The 16,878-nt window shown below is 69.6% G+C and carries 20 protein-coding genes; 12 read left to right on the top strand and 8 right to left on the bottom strand.

The window, feature by feature from the left end:
- Positions 1 to 5: 5 nt before the first annotated feature.
- Complete coding sequence (locus PGN37_RS16340; RefSeq protein WP_335332053.1) at positions 6 to 1,670, bottom strand: FAD-dependent oxidoreductase; 1,665 nt, start codon at positions 1,668 to 1,670, stop codon at positions 6 to 8.
- Between the two features lie 74 nt (positions 1,671 to 1,744).
- Between PGN37_RS16340 and PGN37_RS16345 the strand changes: the two genes are divergently transcribed.
- Positions 1,745 to 2,761, top strand: a complete 1,017-nt coding sequence (locus PGN37_RS16345; protein WP_335332054.1) for a zinc-binding alcohol dehydrogenase family protein — start codon at positions 1,745 to 1,747, stop codon at positions 2,759 to 2,761.
- 6 nt (positions 2,762 to 2,767) lie between these two features.
- Here PGN37_RS16345 and PGN37_RS16350 read toward each other — a convergent pair whose 3' ends face one another.
- Positions 2,768 to 3,646: a universal stress protein gene (locus PGN37_RS16350; protein ID WP_335332055.1), complete on the bottom strand. Its 879-nt coding sequence runs from the start codon at positions 3,644 to 3,646 to the stop codon at positions 2,768 to 2,770.
- Between the two features lie 60 nt (positions 3,647 to 3,706).
- Here PGN37_RS16350 and dosR point away from each other — a divergent pair, with 60 nt between their 5' ends.
- The 9 genes from dosR to truA all read left to right on the top strand — a co-directional run bounded on the left by dosR (position 3,707) and on the right by truA (position 9,187).
- Positions 3,707 to 4,366 carry a hypoxia response regulator transcription factor DosR/DevR gene (gene dosR, locus PGN37_RS16355; RefSeq protein WP_335332056.1) on the top strand — a complete coding sequence of 220 codons (660 nt, stop codon included), beginning with the start codon at positions 3,707 to 3,709 and terminating at the stop codon, positions 4,364 to 4,366.
- 199 nt (positions 4,367 to 4,565) lie between these two features.
- Positions 4,566 to 4,787, top strand: coding sequence for a translation initiation factor IF-1 (gene infA, locus PGN37_RS16360; protein ID WP_003418601.1), 222 nt, complete (start codon positions 4,566 to 4,568; stop codon positions 4,785 to 4,787).
- Positions 4,788 to 4,821: 34 nt separating this feature from the next.
- A complete protein-coding gene (rpmJ, locus tag PGN37_RS16365; RefSeq protein WP_003879483.1) occupies positions 4,822 to 4,935 on the top strand; it encodes a 50S ribosomal protein L36 in 114 nt (37 codons plus the stop codon).
- A gap of 156 nt (positions 4,936 to 5,091) precedes the next feature.
- Positions 5,092 to 5,466: a 30S ribosomal protein S13 gene (gene rpsM / locus PGN37_RS16370; RefSeq protein ID WP_014814332.1), complete on the top strand. Its 375-nt coding sequence runs from the start codon at positions 5,092 to 5,094 to the stop codon at positions 5,464 to 5,466.
- A gap of 6 nt (positions 5,467 to 5,472) precedes the next feature.
- On the top strand, positions 5,473 to 5,886 hold the full coding sequence (rpsK, locus tag PGN37_RS16375) for a 30S ribosomal protein S11 (RefSeq protein WP_043405918.1): 414 nt from the start codon (positions 5,473 to 5,475) through the stop codon (positions 5,884 to 5,886).
- A gap of 20 nt (positions 5,887 to 5,906) precedes the next feature.
- Complete coding sequence (gene rpsD, locus PGN37_RS16380; protein ID WP_335332057.1) at positions 5,907 to 6,512, top strand: 30S ribosomal protein S4; 606 nt, start codon at positions 5,907 to 5,909, stop codon at positions 6,510 to 6,512.
- Positions 6,513 to 6,589: 77 nt separating this feature from the next.
- Entirely contained in the window at positions 6,590 to 7,654 is a 1,065-nt protein-coding gene (locus PGN37_RS16385) for a DNA-directed RNA polymerase subunit alpha (protein WP_046362733.1), read from the top strand.
- Positions 7,655 to 7,713: 59 nt separating this feature from the next.
- A complete protein-coding gene (gene rplQ, locus PGN37_RS16390) occupies positions 7,714 to 8,298 on the top strand; it encodes a 50S ribosomal protein L17 (protein ID WP_335332058.1) in 585 nt (194 codons plus the stop codon).
- Between the two features lie 10 nt (positions 8,299 to 8,308).
- Complete coding sequence (truA, locus tag PGN37_RS16395) at positions 8,309 to 9,187, top strand: tRNA pseudouridine(38-40) synthase TruA (protein ID WP_335332059.1); 879 nt, start codon at positions 8,309 to 8,311, stop codon at positions 9,185 to 9,187.
- On the opposite strand, the gene PGN37_RS16400 is transcribed toward truA, so the two are convergent.
- The 4 genes from PGN37_RS16400 to PGN37_RS16415 are packed head-to-tail and all read right to left on the bottom strand — an operon-like array spanning position 9,184 to position 12,239.
- Complete coding sequence (locus tag PGN37_RS16400; protein ID WP_335332060.1) at positions 9,184 to 9,843, bottom strand: cutinase family protein; 660 nt, start codon at positions 9,841 to 9,843, stop codon at positions 9,184 to 9,186. The two genes, truA and PGN37_RS16400, sit on opposite strands and share 4 nt — an antisense overlap.
- A 12-nt stretch (positions 9,844 to 9,855) precedes the next feature.
- The gene (locus tag PGN37_RS16405) at positions 9,856 to 10,524 is read right to left on the bottom strand and encodes a cutinase family protein (RefSeq protein WP_442932942.1); all 669 of its coding nucleotides are present in this window, start codon (positions 10,522 to 10,524) and stop codon (positions 9,856 to 9,858) included.
- A gap of 24 nt (positions 10,525 to 10,548) precedes the next feature.
- Positions 10,549 to 11,208, bottom strand: coding sequence for a cutinase family protein (locus PGN37_RS16410; RefSeq protein ID WP_335332061.1), 660 nt, complete (start codon positions 11,206 to 11,208; stop codon positions 10,549 to 10,551).
- Positions 11,205 to 12,239, bottom strand: a complete 1,035-nt coding sequence (locus PGN37_RS16415; RefSeq protein WP_335332063.1) for an EamA family transporter — start codon at positions 12,237 to 12,239, stop codon at positions 11,205 to 11,207. Before PGN37_RS16415 ends, PGN37_RS16410 begins: the two co-directional genes overlap by 4 nt.
- Before the next feature lie 88 nt (positions 12,240 to 12,327).
- Between PGN37_RS16415 and PGN37_RS16420 the strand changes: the two genes are divergently transcribed.
- The gene (locus PGN37_RS16420; RefSeq protein WP_335332064.1) at positions 12,328 to 12,879 is read left to right on the top strand and encodes a CGNR zinc finger domain-containing protein; all 552 of its coding nucleotides are present in this window, start codon (positions 12,328 to 12,330) and stop codon (positions 12,877 to 12,879) included.
- A gap of 45 nt (positions 12,880 to 12,924) precedes the next feature.
- Positions 12,925 to 14,289 (top strand): type VII secretion protein EccB, encoded by a 1,365-nt coding sequence (eccB, locus tag PGN37_RS16425; RefSeq protein WP_335332065.1) that lies wholly within the window; start codon positions 12,925 to 12,927, stop codon positions 14,287 to 14,289.
- On the opposite strand, the gene mycP is transcribed toward eccB, so the two are convergent.
- Positions 14,254 to 15,507 carry a type VII secretion-associated serine protease mycosin gene (mycP, locus tag PGN37_RS16430; RefSeq protein WP_335332113.1) on the bottom strand — a complete coding sequence of 418 codons (1,254 nt, stop codon included), beginning with the start codon at positions 15,505 to 15,507 and terminating at the stop codon, positions 14,254 to 14,256. The genes eccB and mycP overlap by 36 nt on opposite strands.
- Positions 15,508 to 15,545: 38 nt before the next feature.
- Complete coding sequence (gene eccD / locus PGN37_RS16435; RefSeq protein WP_335332066.1) at positions 15,546 to 16,835, bottom strand: type VII secretion integral membrane protein EccD; 1,290 nt, start codon at positions 16,833 to 16,835, stop codon at positions 15,546 to 15,548.
- Between the last annotated feature and the right edge of the window lie 43 nt (positions 16,836 to 16,878).

Below are 16,878 nucleotides of genomic sequence, written 5' to 3' on the forward strand. Positions count from 1 at the left end.
TGTGCCTACGTCTCGGCCAGGTAGCGGTGCACCAGCATGACCGCCATCGACCCTTCGCCGACGGCCGCGGCGACGCGCTTCGCCGAGTCCGAGCGCACGTCGCCGGCGACGAACACCCCCGGCACGCTCGATTCGAGGTGATGCGGCGGGCGATCCAACGTCCAGCCGCTGATATCGCGCAGGTCCGGGCCGGCGACGATGAACCCGTGGTCGTCGCGCACGACGACGCCGTCGAGCCACTCGGTGCGGGGTTCGGCGCCGATGAAGATGAACATCCGGCCGCAGGCGAACTCCTCGCGCTCACCGGTGTCGCGATGCTCGAGGCAGATGCCTTCCAGGTGTCCGTCGCCCTTGGCCGCGTGCACCACGGTGTTCGGCATCTCCTTGATGTTGTCCTGCGCCCTGATCTGCTGGATCAGGTAATGCGACATGGAGTCTTCGAGGGTGCGACGGGAGACGATGGTCACCGACTTCGCGGTCCGCGACAGGTACATCGCCGCCTGCCCGGCCGAGTTCGCGCCGCCGATGACGTACACCTCGTCGTCGTCGCATTCCGATGCCACCGACGTCGTCGCGCCGTAGTAGACGCCTGCCCCGGTCAACGTCTCGCATCCTTCGGCGGTCAGCTGCCGGTACTCCACGCCCATCGCCAGAATGACGGCGCGGGTCCCGATGGCCCGGCCGTCGGACAGGTGCACGGTGCGGGCGTTGCCGTCCACCTCGAGCGCCACGACCTCGGCGGCGGTGATCAGCTCAGCCTCGAACTTCTCGGCCTGCCTGCGGGCGCGCTCGGCGAGTTGTGCGCCGGACAGCCCGTCGGGGAATCCGAGGTAGTTCTCGATGCGTGAACTCTGTCCGGCCTGCCCGCCGGTGGCGGTACGTTCGATCAGCACGGTCTTGAGACCTTCGGAGGCGCCGTAGACCGCGGCCGCGAGGCCGGCGGGGCCGCCGCCGATGACCACGAGGTCGTAGAAGTCGCCGGACGGCGTGGTGGTCAACCCCAGGGTGGCGGCCAGTTCGGCATCGGTCGGGTCGACCAGCGTCTCGCCCTGCTCGGTGACGACGACCGGCAGCGTCATCCCGTCCTGACCCGCTGCCTCGAGCAGCGCGGCACCTTTCGGTTCGTCGGACCGGAACCAGCTGTAGTAGAGCCGGTTGCGGGCGAGGAACTCGCGCACCTCCGACGACCGGGCGTTCCACGGGTGGCCGATGATCTTGGTGTGCGGGATGGCCCGCTCACCGGTCGCCCGCCACGCCTCGATCAGCGCGTCGATCACCGGGTAGAGCTTCTCTTCCGGCGGATCCCACGGCTTGAGCAGATAGTGGTCCAGGTCGACGACGTTGATCGCGTCGATCGCGGCGTGAGTGTCGGCGTACGCGGTGAGCAGCACGCGACGCGCCATCGGGAAGATGTCCATCGCCGCTTCGAGGAACTCGATGCCGCTCATCTGCGGCATGCGGTAATCAGCGACGAACACGGCGACGGTCTCGCCGCGCAGCTTCAGTTCATTGAGGGTTTCCAGTGCGTCGGGGCCGGACTCGGCCCGCACGATGCGGAACTTCTCGCCATAGTGGCGACGCAGGTCGCGAGCCACCGCGCGGGAGACCGCGGGATCGTCGTCGACTGTCAGAATCACGGGTTTACGGGGCGCAGCGGCCGGGCCTGTCATCGACTCCAATTATGCGCCCGGTGTCCAGCCGATATGTCTGCACTTCGATTGGCCGAGCGCGCAGACTGGGCCGCATGACGTCGGCCACCATGCGGGCCTGGCAGGTCCGCGCGCCGGGAGCGATGCCCACCCATCCGCTCGAACTGGTCACCGCGCCGGTCCCGGAACCGGCCGTCGGTGACGTCCTCGTCGCCGTCGCGGCGTGCGGCGTGTGCCGCACCGATCTGCACGTCGCCGAGGGTGATCTGCCCGTGCACCGCCCCCGGGTGACCCCGGGCCACGAGGTGGTCGGCGAGGTCGTCGCGCTCGGCCCGGACACCGTGAGCGACTTGCGGCCCGGTGACCGGGTGGGGGTGGCGTGGCTGCGGCACACGTGCGGTCACTGTCGCTTCTGCGTGCGCGGGCAGGAGAACCTGTGCCCGCAGTCCCGGTACACAGGTTGGGATGCCGACGGCGGCTACGCCGAATACGTCACGGCGCCAGCCGATTTCGTACATCGGCTGCCCGACGGATACACCGACGACGAAGTGGCGCCGCTTCTGTGTGCCGGCATCATCGGCTACCGCTCGCTGATGCGTGCCGAGCTGCCGGCCGGTGGTCGGCTCGGGATCTACGGGTTCGGGGGCAGTGCGCACATCACCGCCCAGGTGGCGCTGGCCCAAGGCGCCGAGGTGCACGTGATGACGCGCGGCGCCGAGGCGCGTGAGCTGGCGGTGACGCTCGGGGCGGCCTCGGTGCAGGGCGCCTCCGACCGTCCGCCGGTACCCCTGGATGCGGCGATTCTGTTCGCGCCGGTGGGTGAGCTCGTGCTGCCTGCCCTCGAGGCGCTCGACCGCGGCGGCACCCTGGCCGTCGCCGGAATCCACCTGAGCGACATCCCGTCGCTGAACTATCACGCGCATCTGTTCCAGGAACGCCAGCTGCGCTCGGTCACCTCCAACACGCGGGCCGACGCGCGCGAGTTCCTGGCGTTCGCCGGACGTCATCGCATCGAGGTGACGACCCCGCGCTACCGCTTGGATCAGGCCGACGCCGCGCTGACCGATCTGAGTTCGGGGCGTATCGCCGGCGCCGCGGTCCTGCTCGTCTGATCGCCGTCAGCTCGATCGGGCGACGATCACCGGAACGCGAGCGGCCTGCACGACCGCGCTGCTGACCGACCCCAGCAGCGCGCTCGCGACGGCGCCGTCGCGGTGGCTGCCGACCACCAGCAGTTGCGCCGACTCCGCGCGTTCGACGAGCCGACGCGCCGGCTCATCCGGCACCACGGCGACCTCCACGCGCACCTCCGGGTGGCGCTGCCGCCAACCCGACAGCCGGTCGGTCACCTCGGCGTCCACTCCCGCTCGTATCTCGTCGAACTCGAACCCGGGAAAGTCGAAGGCGCCGGGCGACCACCACGCGTGCAGCACGACCAGCGGCACCTCACGCAGGGCCGCCTCGCCGAACGCGGCGTCGAGGGCCAGATCGGAGGCCGTCGAACTGTCCACGCCGACCACGACAGGTCCCTGATCCCGCGTCGACGCTCCCTCGTGGATGACCGCGACCGGACCGTGCGCGCGGTGCACCAACCCCGTGCTGACGCTCCCGAGCACGGTGCGCGAGAGCGCGCCGCGTCCTCGCGACCCGACCACCACGAGGCGCGCGGCCCGCGACGCGTCGACGAGGCTCGTCGTGGGTGACGTCGACGCGAACTCGGTCCGCACCTCGACCATCCCGCCGGTCAGCCCGCGGGCCGTCCGGGCGGCGTCGTCGAGCAGCTGCCTGCCCAACTCCCGCTGCCACTGCGGCACCCCGACCGGGGCTCGCCCGGCAGGCCACGCGCCGAGCGGAGGGGGCGCGGCGTGCAGAACCGTCAGGTCCGCGCCGTGCAGGACGGCCTCACGGGCGGCCCACGCCAGCGCCTCCTGCGACGACGCGGACCCGTCGACTCCGACGACGACGGGGGCTGCGTGCTGCTGGGCGGGGGCGCTCATGCCCCAACTATCGCCGCGCGGGGCTGCCTTGCGCCAGGGTCATCGGGCCATACTGGATCGATGGTCCGCGTGTTCCTGGTCGACGATCACGAGGTGGTGCGCCGCGGGCTGATCGACCTGCTCGGCGCCGACGAGGAACTCGAGGTCATCGGCGAGGCGGGCACGGTGGCCGAGGCGCTGGCCCGCATCCCGGCCGTGCAGCCCGACGTGGCGGTCCTCGACGTGCGACTGCCTGACGGCAACGGCGTCGAGCTGTGCCGTGACCTGCTGTCCCGGTTGCCGAACCTGCGCTGCCTGATGCTGACGTCGTTCACCTCCGACGAAGCCATGCTGGACGCGATCCTGGCCGGCGCCAGCGGCTACGTCATCAAGGACATCAAGGGCATGGAGCTGGCGAAGGCCGTCAAGGACGTGGGCGCCGGGCGTTCGCTGCTCGACAACCGCGCGGCCGCCGCGCTGATGGCCAAGTTGCGCAGTGCCGCCGACCACTCCGATCCGCTCGCAGGGCTCAGCGACCAGGAAAAAGTACTGCTGGATCTGCTGGGGGAGGGGCTGACCAACAAGCAGATCGCGGCGCGGATGTTCCTGGCCGAGAAGACGGTGAAGAACTACGTGTCGCGGCTGCTGGCGAAGCTCGGTATGGAGCGGCGCACCCAGGCGGCGGCGTTCGTCTCGCGGCTCGACCGCCGCACCGGTCAGGCTCCGACCAGTTGGGCCTAGCACGCTGCGCGATTCGGCGATTTTGGGGCTGCCTGCCGAGCAGGTAGCATGGACCGACGGTGCGGTTTGCGCGCCGACTTCTTGCGTGTCCTGTCGGGAATTCCCGAGCTCCGGCCCACGTTGCTAGTCGGACCTGAGCTGTACCAACCCAGGCCAGCACGCCCCCATACGAAACGAAAAGCAAGGATCGCTAACCAGTATGGCCAAGAAAGACGGTGCCATCGAGGTCGAAGGCCGCGTTGTCGAACCTCTACCCAATGCGATGTTCCGCATTGAGCTGGAGAACGGACACAAGGTCCTCGCCCACATCAGCGGCAAGATGCGGCAGCACTACATCCGCATCCTCCCTGAGGACCGCGTCGTGGTGGAGCTCTCTCCCTACGACCTGTCCCGTGGCCGCATCGTGTACCGCTACAAGTAACCGCAACCGACGAGAAGAAGGATCGACGACAGCCGTGAAGGTGAACCCGAGCGTCAAGCCGATCTGCGACAAGTGCAGGGTGATCCGCCGGCATGGGCGGGTCATGGTGATCTGCTCCGATCCCCGCCACAAGCAGCGGCAGGGCTGACCTCGACGGTCAAGCCCGCACCACAACTGAATGACGAACTCCCAGTACCACTGAAGGCATACGGCCTTCGACCACGTCCGGCACGGAGGCCGGACCCCGCCAAGAGTGCGGGAACGGACTGGGACCAGACCTCCGCATAGAGAAGGAAACACCCCTGTGGCACGTCTCATGGGCGTCGATCTGCCGCGCGACAAGCGCATGGAGATCGCGCTGACCTACATCTACGGCATCGGCCGTACCCGCAGCCAGGAGATCCTGGAGGCGACCGGCATCAGCCGGGACCAGCGCACCAAGGACCTCACCGACGACCAGGTGACCCAGCTGCGCGACTACATCGAGGGCAACCTCAAGGTGGAAGGTGATCTGCGCCGCGAGGTGCAGGCCGACATCCGCCGCAAGATCGAGATCGGCTGCTACCAGGGCCTGCGGCACCGTCGCGGCCTGCCGGTGCGCGGCCAGCGGACCAAGACCAACGCGCGCACCCGCAAGGGCCCGAAGCGCACCATCGCCGGCAAGAAGAAGGCCAGGTAACCCGAGATGGCACAAGCCAAGAAGGGCGCGCCCAAGAAGGGTGCCGCCAAGACCCGCCGCCGGGAGAAGAAGAACGTCCCGCACGGCGCCGCGCACATCAAGAGCACGTTCAACAACACGATCGTGTCGATCACCGATCCGCAGGGCAACGTCATCGCGTGGGCCAGCTCGGGTCACGTGGGCTTCAAGGGCTCGCGTAAGTCGACGCCGTTCGCCGCCCAGCTCGCCGCCGAGAACGCTGCCCGCAAGGCGCAGGAGCACGGCGTCAAGAAGGTCGACGTGTTCGTCAAGGGCCCGGGCTCGGGCCGCGAGACCGCCATCCGCTCGCTGCAGGCCGCCGGCCTGGAGGTGGGCGCGATTTCCGACGTCACCCCTCAGCCGCACAACGGTTGCCGTCCGCCCAAGCGGCGCCGGGTCTAGGGAACAGGGAGAACTAGAAAATGGCTCGTTACACCGGACCCGTCACCCGCAAGTCGCGCCGCCTCGGCGTCGACCTGGTCGGTGGAGATCAGTCCTTCGAGAAGCGTCCCTACCCGCCCGGCCAGCACGGCCGCGCGCGGATCAAGGAGAGCGAATACCGCACCCAGCTGCAGGAGAAGCAGAAGGCCCGCTTCACCTACGGCGTCATGGAGAAGCAGTTCCGTCGCTACTACGAGGAAGCAGTGCGTCAGCCCGGCAAGACCGGTGACAACCTGCTGCGCATCCTCGAGAGCCGGCTGGACAACGTCGTCTACCGGGCCGGCCTGGCCCGCACCCGCCGCATGGCGCGTCAGCTGGTCAGCCACGGCCACTTCACCGTCAACGGTGTGAAGGTCGACGTGCCCAGCTACCGGGTGTCGCAGTACGACATCGTCGACATCAAGGACAAGTCGATCAACACACTGCCCTTCGAGATCGCCCGGTCCACCGCCGGCGAGCGTCCGATCCCGGGTTGGCTGCAGGTCGTCGGCGAGCGTCAGCGCATCCTCGTGCATCAGCTGCCCGAGCGCGCGCAGATCGACGTCCCGCTCACCGAGCAGCTGATCGTCGAGCTCTACTCGAAGTAACAGTTCACGGTCGAACCCGACCGCGAATCACCTAACGGCATCAAATAGCGGTTGCCGAGAAGGAGAACAGAAACACCATGCTGATTTCTCAGCGCCCCACGCTCAGCGAAGAGGTCATCGCCGAGAACCGGTCCCAGTTCGTCATCGAACCGCTGGAGCCCGGATTCGGTTACACCCTCGGCAATTCGCTGCGTCGCACGCTGCTGTCGTCCATCCCGGGCGCAGCGGTCACGAGCATCCGCATCGACGGTGTGCTGCACGAGTTCACCACCGTCCCCGGGGTCAAGGAAGACGTCACCGACATCATCCTGAACCTCAAGGGCCTGGTCGTGTCCTCGGAGGAGGACGAGCCGGTCACCATGTACCTGCGCAAGCAGGGCCCGGGTGCGGTCACCGCCGGCGACATCGTGCCGCCGGCCGGGGTCACCGTGCACAACCCCGACATGCACATCGCGACGCTCAACGAGAAGGGCAAGCTCGAGGTCGAGCTCGTCGTCGAGCGCGGCCGCGGCTACGTGCCCGCCGTGCAGAACAAGGCCTCGGGTGCCGAAATCGGCCGTATCCCGGTCGATTCCATCTACTCGCCGGTGCTGAAGGTCACCTACAAGGTGGAGGCCACCCGCGTCGAGCAGCGCACCGACTTCGACAAGCTGATCCTCGACGTCGAGACCAAGAGCTCGATCACCGCGCGTGACGCGCTCGCCTCGGCGGGCAAGACGCTGGTCGAATTGTTCGGTCTGGCACGGGAACTCAACGTCGAAGCCGAAGGTATCGAGATCGGGCCGTCGCCGGCCGAGGCCGACCACATCGCCAGCTTCGCGCTGCCGATCGACGACCTGGACCTGACGGTGCGCTCGTACAACTGCCTCAAGCGCGAAGGCGTGCACACCGTCGGCGAGCTGGTGGCCCGTACGGAGTCCGATCTGCTGGACATCCGCAACTTCGGCCAGAAGTCCATCGACGAGGTGAAGATCAAGCTGCACCAGCTCGGACTGTCGCTCAAGGACAGCCCGGCCAGCTTCGATCCGTCCGAGGTCGCCGGTTACGACGTCGCCACCGGCACCTGGAACAGCGACGCCGGTTACGAGTCGTCCTACGAGGCCGACGACAACACCGACTACGCCGAAACCGAACAGCTCTAAGTCAGAACAGTCCCGGCCCTACCTGATACGGGGGTCGGCCCCATCGAGGAGAAGTCGCAATGCCCAAGCCCACAAAGGGACCCCGCCTCGGCGGTTCGTCGTCGCACCAGAAGGCGATCCTGGCCAACCTGGCCACCTCGCTCTTCGAGCACGGCCGCATCAAGACGACGGAGCCCAAGGCTCGGGCGTTGCGTCCGTACGCGGAGAAGCTCATCACCCACGCCAAGAAGGGCACGCTGCACAACCGGCGTGAGGTGATGAAGAAGATCCGTGACAAGGACGTCGTGCACGTCCTCTTCGCCGAGATCGGGCCGTTCTTCGCCGATCGCGCCGGCGGCTACACCCGCATCATCAAGGTCGAGAACCGCAAGGGCGACAACGCTCCCATGGCGGTCATCGAGCTGGTGCGGGAGAAGACCGTGACGTCGGAGGCCAACCGTGCCCGCCGCGCCGACGGTGCGCAGAAGGTGGCGGCTGCCGCCGCTCCGCAGGCCGCCGTCGTACCCGAAGAGGCCGAAGGTCCCAGCGCCGACGAGGTCGAGGCCGTGGAGGAGACGCCGATCGCCGACGAGTCCGACGTCGAGGCGGAGGCCCAGGAGGCCAAGGCTGAGGAGTCTGACGAAGAATCTGACGGGGCCAAGTAACAGCACTCCCATGAACGAGCCCGTCATCGATTCCGATGGCGGGCTCGTTCGTCTGCGTCTCGGCATCGCCTACGACGGAACAGAATTCGCAGGGTGGGCGACCCAGGCCGGGCAGCGCACCGTGGCCGGCGTCCTCGACGAGGCGCTGACGACGGTGTTCCGCACCCCGGTGCAGACCCGCGCTGCAGGGCGCACGGACGCCGGCGTGCACGCCACCGGTCAGGTCGCACACGTCGACATCCCCGCTGACGCCGTCCCGCACGCGTATCCACGCACCCTGCGGGCGGGCGAGCCCGAATTCGGGCCGCTGGTGCGCCGACTCGGCCGGCTCCTTCCGGTCGATGTCCGCGTGATGGACATCGACCGTGCCGCACCGGGATTCGACGCGCGGTTCTCGGCGCTGCGGCGCCACTACGTCTATCGGTTGTCGACGGCGCCGTGGGGTGTGCTGCCCGCACAGGCACGCTTCGTCACGGCATGGCCGCGTCCGCTGGATGTCGACGCGATGGCGGCCGCGGCGCGAGAGCTGTTGGGGCTGCGTGACTTCGCGGCGTTCTGTCGACACCGCGACGGAGCAACCACGATCCGCGACCTGCAGCGGCTCGACGTGGTGCGCACTGGAGACGACATCGCGATCCACGTCAGCGCCGATGCGTTCTGCTGGAACATGGTGCGGTCACTGGTCGGTGCGCTGCTCGCTGTCGGTGAGCACCGGCGCGACGCGACGTGGTGTGCGGACTTGCTGTCCGAGACGCGGCGGTCGAGCGATTTCGCGGCGGCGCCGGCGCGCGGGTTGACGCTCGTGGGCGTGGACTACCCGCCGGACGAGGAACTCGCCGCGCGCACCCTGATCACCCGGGACGTCCGCACCGCCGACGAGGTGGGTTAGATCCGGCCGGCCACGAAGTCGGCGGCCTGATTCACCATGCCGGCCTTGATGTAGGCCGGGGCGAGGTGATCGGGCCAGTAGTCCTGCCAGTTGTTCGGGTCGGTGGGGTTGCAGATCGGGTCGTCGCCGTGGCACAGCTCGATGACCTTGTCGCGCAGCGCCGGATTCGTGAAATTGGCGATCGGGCCCACCCACTGACTGCCGTTGCCGAACAACGTGATCGCCGCGATGTGCGAGTCCGCCCCGTCGGGCATCGGGTTCTTGAAGCCGAAGGCGGCGATCGGAACGGCCACCACGACGTCGGTGACAGCGGCACCGAGCGAGTAACCGCCCAGCACCAGCCGGGTGTCGGGGCACGTGCCCGTCATGTACGAGACGCGCCCGCTCATGTCGTTGGCGCCGATGTCGACCTCGGTGTCGGCGGGGTACTTCACCGCGTAGAGGCGGACGTCCTTGCCGGTCTTGTTCCGCACCGCCGACACCAGGGCGTTGCCTATCTGACCGGCCCCCGGCTGCTCGAGACGTCCGCGCGCGAAGATCAGCTCAGCCTGCGGACAGGACTCCGCTGACGCGGTGGGAGCCACCGGCAGGACGAGCCCCGTGACCAGCGCGGCCACCACCCATGTAGCGGCACGGCGCAGCGAGACGGTCACCATGCCGATGATAGGTCAGACTCGGCCCGCAGCGAACCCTGCGGCTTGGGCGATGAACGGCGATGACTCGTAATGGGTGTGCGCGAACGGGTTTCGACCGTCCGAGCAGATCGGGTCGCCGTCGGCGCACAGGTCGATCGCCTTGCCGGCGAACGAACCGGCCGCGGAGACCGGGTTGCCGAACTTCGTCGCCGGGTTACCGAACACCGCAACGGCGTCGACGTTGTTGACGAGGCCGCCGGCCAGCGGAGGGGCCGAGCCTATTTCGCCGATCTTGTTGCCCAGCGGCGGGACGCCGGCGAGCATGTCGACCACCGCGGCGCCCTGCGAGTACCCGCCCAGCACGATCCTCGTGCCGGGGCACTGCGCGGCCAGCGTAGCGATCCGGCCCGCGGCGTCGGTGGCACCCACCGCGGTGTTGAGGAAGTCGTAGCTGGCCGGGTAGTTGACGCCGTAGGTGCTGATCGAGCGTCCGCCGAGCTGCGTGCTCAGCGCATCGGTCAAGGCCTGCCCCACGCGCCCGATGCCGGGCGGCTCGCTGGTGCCGCGGGCGAAGATCACCTCGACGTCCGAGCAGGGCTGAGCCGAGGCGGTCGGTACCGCAGGCTGGAGAACGGAGCCGGCGACGGGCAGGGCCGCGGCGGCAACGGCCGCAGCGAGGCGGCGCAGTCGGTCAGATCGCACAATGCACCGTAACGTATAGCTGAGCTACAAAAGTGCCGCGACGAATCCGGCAGCCTGGTCGGTCATCCCGGACGACGCGTAGGTGCTGTGCGCGGGGACGTCGTCGCCGCCCGAGCAGACCGGATCGTTGGGCGCGCACAGGTCGATGGATCGGCCACCCCAGACGGGGCTCGACGTCAGCGGGAGCCCGATCTTCGCCGAGGGATTGCCGAACACGGCGATCGCCGCCACGTGGTCGGGAGCGTTCGGCGACAGCGGCGCGGTGAAGCCGGCGCCCGGCACGGGAACGGCGGCGATGACGTCGATCACGGCGGCGCCCTGGGAGTAGCCGCCCAACACCAATCGGGTGTTCGGGCAGTTGTCGATCATGTACTGGATGTGGCCGCTGGCGTCGTTGGCGCCCGCCGCGACTTGGAGGAAGTCGAACGACGCCGGGTAGTTCACGGCGTAGGACCCGACCGAGCGGCCCCCCACCCGTCCCTCGAGGGAATTGACGAAGGCGCCTCCGACGCGGCCGAGACCGGGCGGCTCGTCGGTGCCGCGGGCGAAGACGACTTCGATGTCGGGGCAGCCCTGGGCCGCGGCCGTGGGCGCGGTGAGGGCGGGTGTCGCGACCATCGCGGCGACCGTGAGAGCGGTCGCAGCAAGTGCCGCTACCCGGCGCGCATCAAGATCGATCATCATCTAGGTGATGTTAGCTCACCTAGCGGAGCATCCGGCCAGGTCGCGGCATTCACCTCTGCGAGGTCGCCGCGGTCACCCTGACGGGCCAGCGCCAATCCGGCGAGGACGATGGCCCCGCCCACGGCCTGCATCGCGGTGACGGCCTCGCCGACCAAGACCCACGCAGCGAGGACGGCGAACATGACTTCGGACAGGCCGACCAGCGAGGCGAACCGCGGCTTGAGGCGGGCGATGCTGACGATGCCCAAGGTGTAGGCGATCGCGGTGGGGAACAGGGCCAGGGCGACGACCGGCAGCACCCAGGATGTGGTCATGCCGGCGACCACGGTGTCGTTGGCGGTGAACGTCATCGGCATCACGCCGGTGACGCCGATCGCGGCCACCGCCACGGCGCCGACGAACAGACCGGCCGTCGCCAGGGTGATCGGGTGCAGCCTCGGATTCTGCGGTGTACCTGCCTCGCTGTCAGGGCCCGACACCTTCTCCGACATCAGGAAGTAGCAGGCCGCGCACACCGCGGCGGCGAGGCCGAAGGCGACGCCGACGAGATCGAAGTCGACCGGGGAGAAGCCGTGCGGGCCGACCAGTCCGAGCACGGCGGTGATGCCGGCGATCGCCAACACCACGCCGGACAGCGTCAGCGCGCTGGGCCGCCGCCGTGTGGTCGCCCACAGCCAGCCCACGACCAGGATCGGCGCGGTGTACTCGAGCAGCAGTGCGACGCCGACCGCGAGGTGGGCGACGGCGTTGTAGTAGAACAGCTGCGCACCGGCGATGGGGACGAGCCCGTAGGCCACGACCGTGCGCACGTGGTGGCGCGCCTCGCGCAACCACCCCGGATGTGCAACGGTGGCGAACACGGCCATCGCCAGCGCGCCGCCGGCCAGTCGGGCGGTCACCGCGGCGGTCGGGCTCCAGCCGGCGGTCATCAGGGCCTTGCCGAACGGACCCGAGCAACCGAAGGCGAACGCCGAGGCAACCGCGAAGAGGAGGCCGCTACGGAACTGCGAGCTCGGCGTGAGCACGGCCATGGGTGCACCTCCACAAGTCTGATCTGCGGCGACATGAGTAAACTGAACTTTGGTCGTGACGCTACTGCCGGAAGGAGTCACGAGTCAAATGATTTTCAGTCATGACACCGAGCTGACCCTGCGGGCAGCGGCGGTGCTGATCAACACCGATCGGGTCGACGGCGAGCAGCTCGTCGACCTGCATGCCCTCGACGAGTACCTGGACAGCTTCGGCTGGACCGGGCGGCGGGATCGCGACGCCGCCGAGCTGGAGTCGGTGCATCGGCTGCGCGCCAGGCTGGGCGGGATCTGGGAGATCGCCGACGACGAGGCCCGAGCGGTGGGTCAGGTGAACGCCTTGCTCGCCGACACGCGCGCAGCGCCGTGGCTGACTCGACATCCGGAGATGCCCGAGTGGCACCTGCATCTGGCCTCCGTGCACGACCCGCTGTGGCAGCGCATGGGCGCGGAGTTCGCGATGGCGCTGGCGGACCTGATCCGCGCGGGCGACCTACGCCGCCTCAAGATCTGTGCGGCACCGGATTGTGAGGCCGTGCTGGTCGACCTCTCGCGCAATCGCTCGGGCAAGTTCTGCGACACCGGCAACTGCGGCAACCGTCAACACGTCGCCGCATATCGGGAACGGCGCTCCAACAAGTGATCTGACCCCCGTCGGTGCACCGTTACGCTGACCCACGGGGGTGTCATGCGTCAACCGACGACACGGCTGCAGGTCAGCGGCCACCGATTCCTGATGCGCCGCATGGCCCACGCGCTGGTCCGCGGAGACGCCAGGATGCTCGACGATCCGCTTCGCGCACAGTCGCTTTCGCTCACCACCGGCGCAGTGCTTGCGGTTGCCGGGGTCGCCGCGTGCGCCGTCATCGCAGTGCTCGGGCCGGCGACCGATATCGGGGACGCGCCGGTCGTCGTGGTCCGGGAGACCGGCGCGCTCTACGTGCAGGTCGACGACACCCTGCACCCGGTGTTCAATCTGGCCTCGGCGCGGCTGATCACGGGCCGCTCAGATGCGCCGCGGGTGGTGTCGCAGACAGCTGTCGACGCTCATGCCCGCGGTGCGGTGATGGGCATACCCGGAGCACCGCATCATCTTTCGCCGGCATCGACCCCCGATTCGGTGATGGTGTGCGACGAGGACGGCCGGACCACGGTGATCGTCGCAGCGTCGGAGCCCGCTGTCGCAGTGCCGCAGCAGCCCATCCTGGTGACGCCCCGTGGGGCCAACCCCGCTTTGACCTATCTGCTCTACGGCGCCGCGAAGGCCCGGGTCGACCTGCGCCACCCTGCCGTCGTTCGCGCATTGCGCCTCGACGGTGTCACGCCGCGCCCGATCTCCGAGGCCGTACTGGCTGCGCTACCCGAGGCGCCCCGCGTCGTGGCCCCACAGATCCCGGACCGCGGGGCGCCGGGACCGGGCCCGCTGCGCGACCATCCGGTGGGAACAGTGATCGACGTCGCCGGTAGCGATGCGCAGTTCGTGGTCCTGCGCGGAGGTCTGCAGCGGGTCAGCCCCGTCACCGCGGATCTGATCCGCTACACCGATGGTCGGGTCGACGCGACGGAGTCGACGGTGGCGCCCGATGTCCTCGGCACGCTTCCAGTGGTGGAAACGTTGCCGGTCACCACGTATCCCGACCGTGCCGGCATGACATCCGCGCGGGTGGTGTGCGCCCGCTGGCAGCCGGGACCCGACGAATCCGGTGTGCACAGTGCCGTCGTGATCGCCGACGCGACACCGGAATCCGGCGTCGCGCTGGCGCAGGCCGATGATGCCGGCCCTGCCGTCGACGCGTTCGCGATGTCCGGTGGCGGTGCACTGTTGGTGCGTTCGGTAGCACTGGGCGGCGAGACCGATACGGGGCCGCTCTTCCTGCTGGCCGACTCCGGTGCGGTGTTCGGCGTCGAGAACACCGACACTGCACAACGATTGGGACTCACGCCGCCAGAATCACCGATTCCCTGGGTCTTCCTGGCGGGACTGCCCCGGGGGCCAGACCTGAGCGTGCGGGCCGCGTCAGTCGCCCGCGACGTCCTCGTCGCGGGGCCGTGACCGGCGCAGTGCCGCACCGGTGACAGCCACCGCGCCGACGAGCCCGCCGCACAGCAGCACCGCGCGCATCGGCGACACCGGCTCATGCGGACGCTCCTGGGTCGGCATGCCGGAGACCGACGTCGCCGCGCGTGGCGCCGACGGCGGAGCCACGTCGCCGACCGCGGCCAGGACGTCGACGACGCCGTGCCCGACCGTCGGGGACCAGCCGGCCGCCGGATGGCGCGCGGTGTCCTCGATGCGGGCCATCACCTGGCGCGCGGTGAGCTCCGGATGCCGCGACCGCACGAGGGCGGCGAGCCCCGAGACCAACGGCGCCGCGAAGCTGGTGCCGGACAACGGTGCTCCGCTCACCGACGAATCCACGACACCGTCGGCGGCGGCTGCCAGGGACAAGACGTTCTCGCCGGGTGCGGCGACGTCCACCCACGGCCCGGCGAGGCTGAAGTCGGAGGCGGCGCCGTCCGCGCGGGACGATCCGACGGTCAGCACGTAGTCGTCGTACCAGGCGGGGCTGGCGACCACCGTCGCGTCACGGCCGTTCTGCTGGGGGCACTGGCCGGTGCCGCCCACGTTGCCCGCCGCGCTGACGACGACGGCGTTCGCGACGTCGACGGCGTAGGCCAGGGCTGCGCCGAGGGCGCGATCGTCGAGGCCGGCATCGGCGGGCAGGCACGCCACCGACGAGATGTTGATGACCGTCGCGCCTCGGTCCGCCGCGAGCCGGACCGCCGCGGCCAGGGTCTCGACGTCCCCTACGCCGGACCCCGTCGAGCCGCCGGCGACGTCGAACTTGTTGCTGGACTGGCGAATCGCCAGCAGTGATGCATCGGGCGCCACGCCGGCGAAGCCATCCGACGGGTCCTGGCTCGCTCCGATGAGTCCGGCGACGATCGTGCCGTGGCCGTCACAATCCGCGGTCCCGTCCCCGGTGCTGACGAAGTCGCCGCCCGGGATGACGTGCGGAAGGCGGCGATGGCGGGCCACCCCGGTGTCGATGACTGCGACCGTCTGCCCGGCGCCACGGGTCAGCGGCCACACCAGCGACACGTCGTCGAGGAGGTGGCCGCGTGTCGTCGCGGCGCGCACGGCCACGCAGTCGACCCGCTGTTCGGTGGGCAGCGGTGGCCGCGCTGATCCCGAGGGAGGGAGCAGGGTGTCGTCGATCGGCGGGGGAGAGACCGACGCGCTCGCCGGCGCCGGCGGCGCCAAACCCATGGTGAGCGCGGTGACTGCGAGGACACGACCGATGCTCCTCACGGCAGGTTCACTGCGCGTGCCGCGTCGTACACCCCGACGAGCCAGGCGCCCAGCGGCAGGACGGCGGCGATGGCGACATAGTCGGTGGCGCGAAGGGCGCTGTGCAGCAACGGGTTCGGATGCCAACCTCGCAGGCGGATCATAGCTGCTCCGGTGGCAGCGACGCCGCAACACCACCATGGCGCCATGAGCGGGCGGGCCGTGACCGCGACGAGAAGTGCGATCGCCAGCGCCGCGAGACCGGTCCCGCCCAGGATCAGCCGACGGGCGGGATCGCAGTGCACGCGGTGCCGCAGGAGCAGCACGCCTCCGACGACACCGGCGAACACGGTTGCCGCGAGCCGTGATTCGGCAGCGTCGGCAGCGACGAGTGCGAGACCGGTGACCGCAGTCGCGGACCAGCCCGCCGTCATACCCGTGAGCAGTCGGTGCGCCGCCTGTGCGCGGTGTGGACCGACCATGTGTCGTGTCGGCCCGATGCCGGATATGGCCGCCGCCAGTGGAGCGGCGGCCCCGAGTCCGGCGAGCGCTATACACGTCGCCAGCGCACCGACCGCCCCGACGCCCAGATCCGACAGCGCACCGATGACCGCGGCCGCTGTGGCCGCGCCGCTCGCCGCGGCGCACGCGATCATCGCAGGCCTCACGCCGACTGCGGTGCGGCTCGAAGACATCGACAGGCACACCGCCATCGCGACGGCCGCCCCCGACGCGAAGACCGCGACGGCCGCCCCGGACAAGTCCGCTGCGGCCAGCGCTCCGGTGACTGCGGCGTGACCGACCGCGCCCATGCCCAGGGCATCGGTCAGTGGCGGCGTGACCCAGCCCGCGACAGCGGCCACCGCGGCACCCGCTGCGATCGCCGCGCTCACCCACAGGGCCGCGTCATGTCCGGTCGCGCGCCCGGCCCACCCGAGTACCGCGGCAAGCGCCAACGCCACGATGACTGTGACCGCGACGTCCCATCCGTCGGTACGCGCAGTGGACTCGCGCCCCGCGGTGATGACCGCGGTGATGGGTGTGCCCGCGCGGATTCGGGGCGGTGGCATCGGCTCGTCGGTCAGGAGTAGCAGATCACCGTCGCGAACCCCGTTGTCGTGCAGACTCTTCGCCGGGTCGAACGGCATTCCGACGGCCGGGCCGAGAACCCACCGGATGGGCTCCACTTCGTGTGTGTCGTCGCCCAGCGCGAACTCCACCAGCGAGGGCAGAAGGACGGCGATCGGGCACCCGGCGGGGAGCACGACCTCAGCGCTGCGTTGCTGCCGAGGTAGGTGGACAGCCACTCGACGCACCGTATCGATCACCACAGCAACGTAACTCGCACAC

This window comes from Mycobacterium kyogaense (assembly GCF_036946525.1).
GTDB lineage: Bacteria > Actinomycetota > Actinomycetes > Mycobacteriales > Mycobacteriaceae > Mycobacterium > Mycobacterium kyogaense_A.

Bases quoted from the DNA above. Each gene is read 5' to 3' on its own strand.
- PGN37_RS16340 (WP_335332053.1), bottom strand. From the start codon at position 1,670: ATGACAGGCCCGGCCGCTGCGCCCCGTAAACCCGTGATTCTGACAGTC.
- PGN37_RS16345 (WP_335332054.1), top strand. From the start codon at position 1,745: ATGACGTCGGCCACCATGCGGGCCTGGCAGGTCCGCGCGCCGGGAGCG.
- PGN37_RS16350 (WP_335332055.1), bottom strand. From the start codon at position 3,646: ATGAGCGCCCCCGCCCAGCAGCACGCAGCCCCCGTCGTCGTCGGAGTC.
- dosR (WP_335332056.1), top strand. From the start codon at position 3,707: ATGGTCCGCGTGTTCCTGGTCGACGATCACGAGGTGGTGCGCCGCGGG.
- infA (WP_003418601.1), top strand. From the start codon at position 4,566: ATGGCCAAGAAAGACGGTGCCATCGAGGTCGAAGGCCGCGTTGTCGAA.
- rpsK (WP_043405918.1), top strand. From the start codon at position 5,473: ATGGCACAAGCCAAGAAGGGCGCGCCCAAGAAGGGTGCCGCCAAGACC.
- rpsD (WP_335332057.1), top strand. From the start codon at position 5,907: ATGGCTCGTTACACCGGACCCGTCACCCGCAAGTCGCGCCGCCTCGGC.
- PGN37_RS16385 (WP_046362733.1), top strand. From the start codon at position 6,590: ATGCTGATTTCTCAGCGCCCCACGCTCAGCGAAGAGGTCATCGCCGAG.
- rplQ (WP_335332058.1), top strand. From the start codon at position 7,714: ATGCCCAAGCCCACAAAGGGACCCCGCCTCGGCGGTTCGTCGTCGCAC.
- truA (WP_335332059.1), top strand. From the start codon at position 8,309: ATGAACGAGCCCGTCATCGATTCCGATGGCGGGCTCGTTCGTCTGCGT.
- PGN37_RS16400 (WP_335332060.1), bottom strand. From the start codon at position 9,843: ATGGTGACCGTCTCGCTGCGCCGTGCCGCTACATGGGTGGTGGCCGCG.
- PGN37_RS16410 (WP_335332061.1), bottom strand. From the start codon at position 11,208: ATGATGATCGATCTTGATGCGCGCCGGGTAGCGGCACTTGCTGCGACC.
- PGN37_RS16415 (WP_335332063.1), bottom strand. From the start codon at position 12,239: ATGGCCGTGCTCACGCCGAGCTCGCAGTTCCGTAGCGGCCTCCTCTTC.
- PGN37_RS16420 (WP_335332064.1), top strand. From the start codon at position 12,328: ATGATTTTCAGTCATGACACCGAGCTGACCCTGCGGGCAGCGGCGGTG.
- eccB (WP_335332065.1), top strand. From the start codon at position 12,925: ATGCGTCAACCGACGACACGGCTGCAGGTCAGCGGCCACCGATTCCTG.
- mycP (WP_335332113.1), bottom strand. From the start codon at position 15,507: ATGGGTTTGGCGCCGCCGGCGCCGGCGAGCGCGTCGGTCTCTCCCCCG.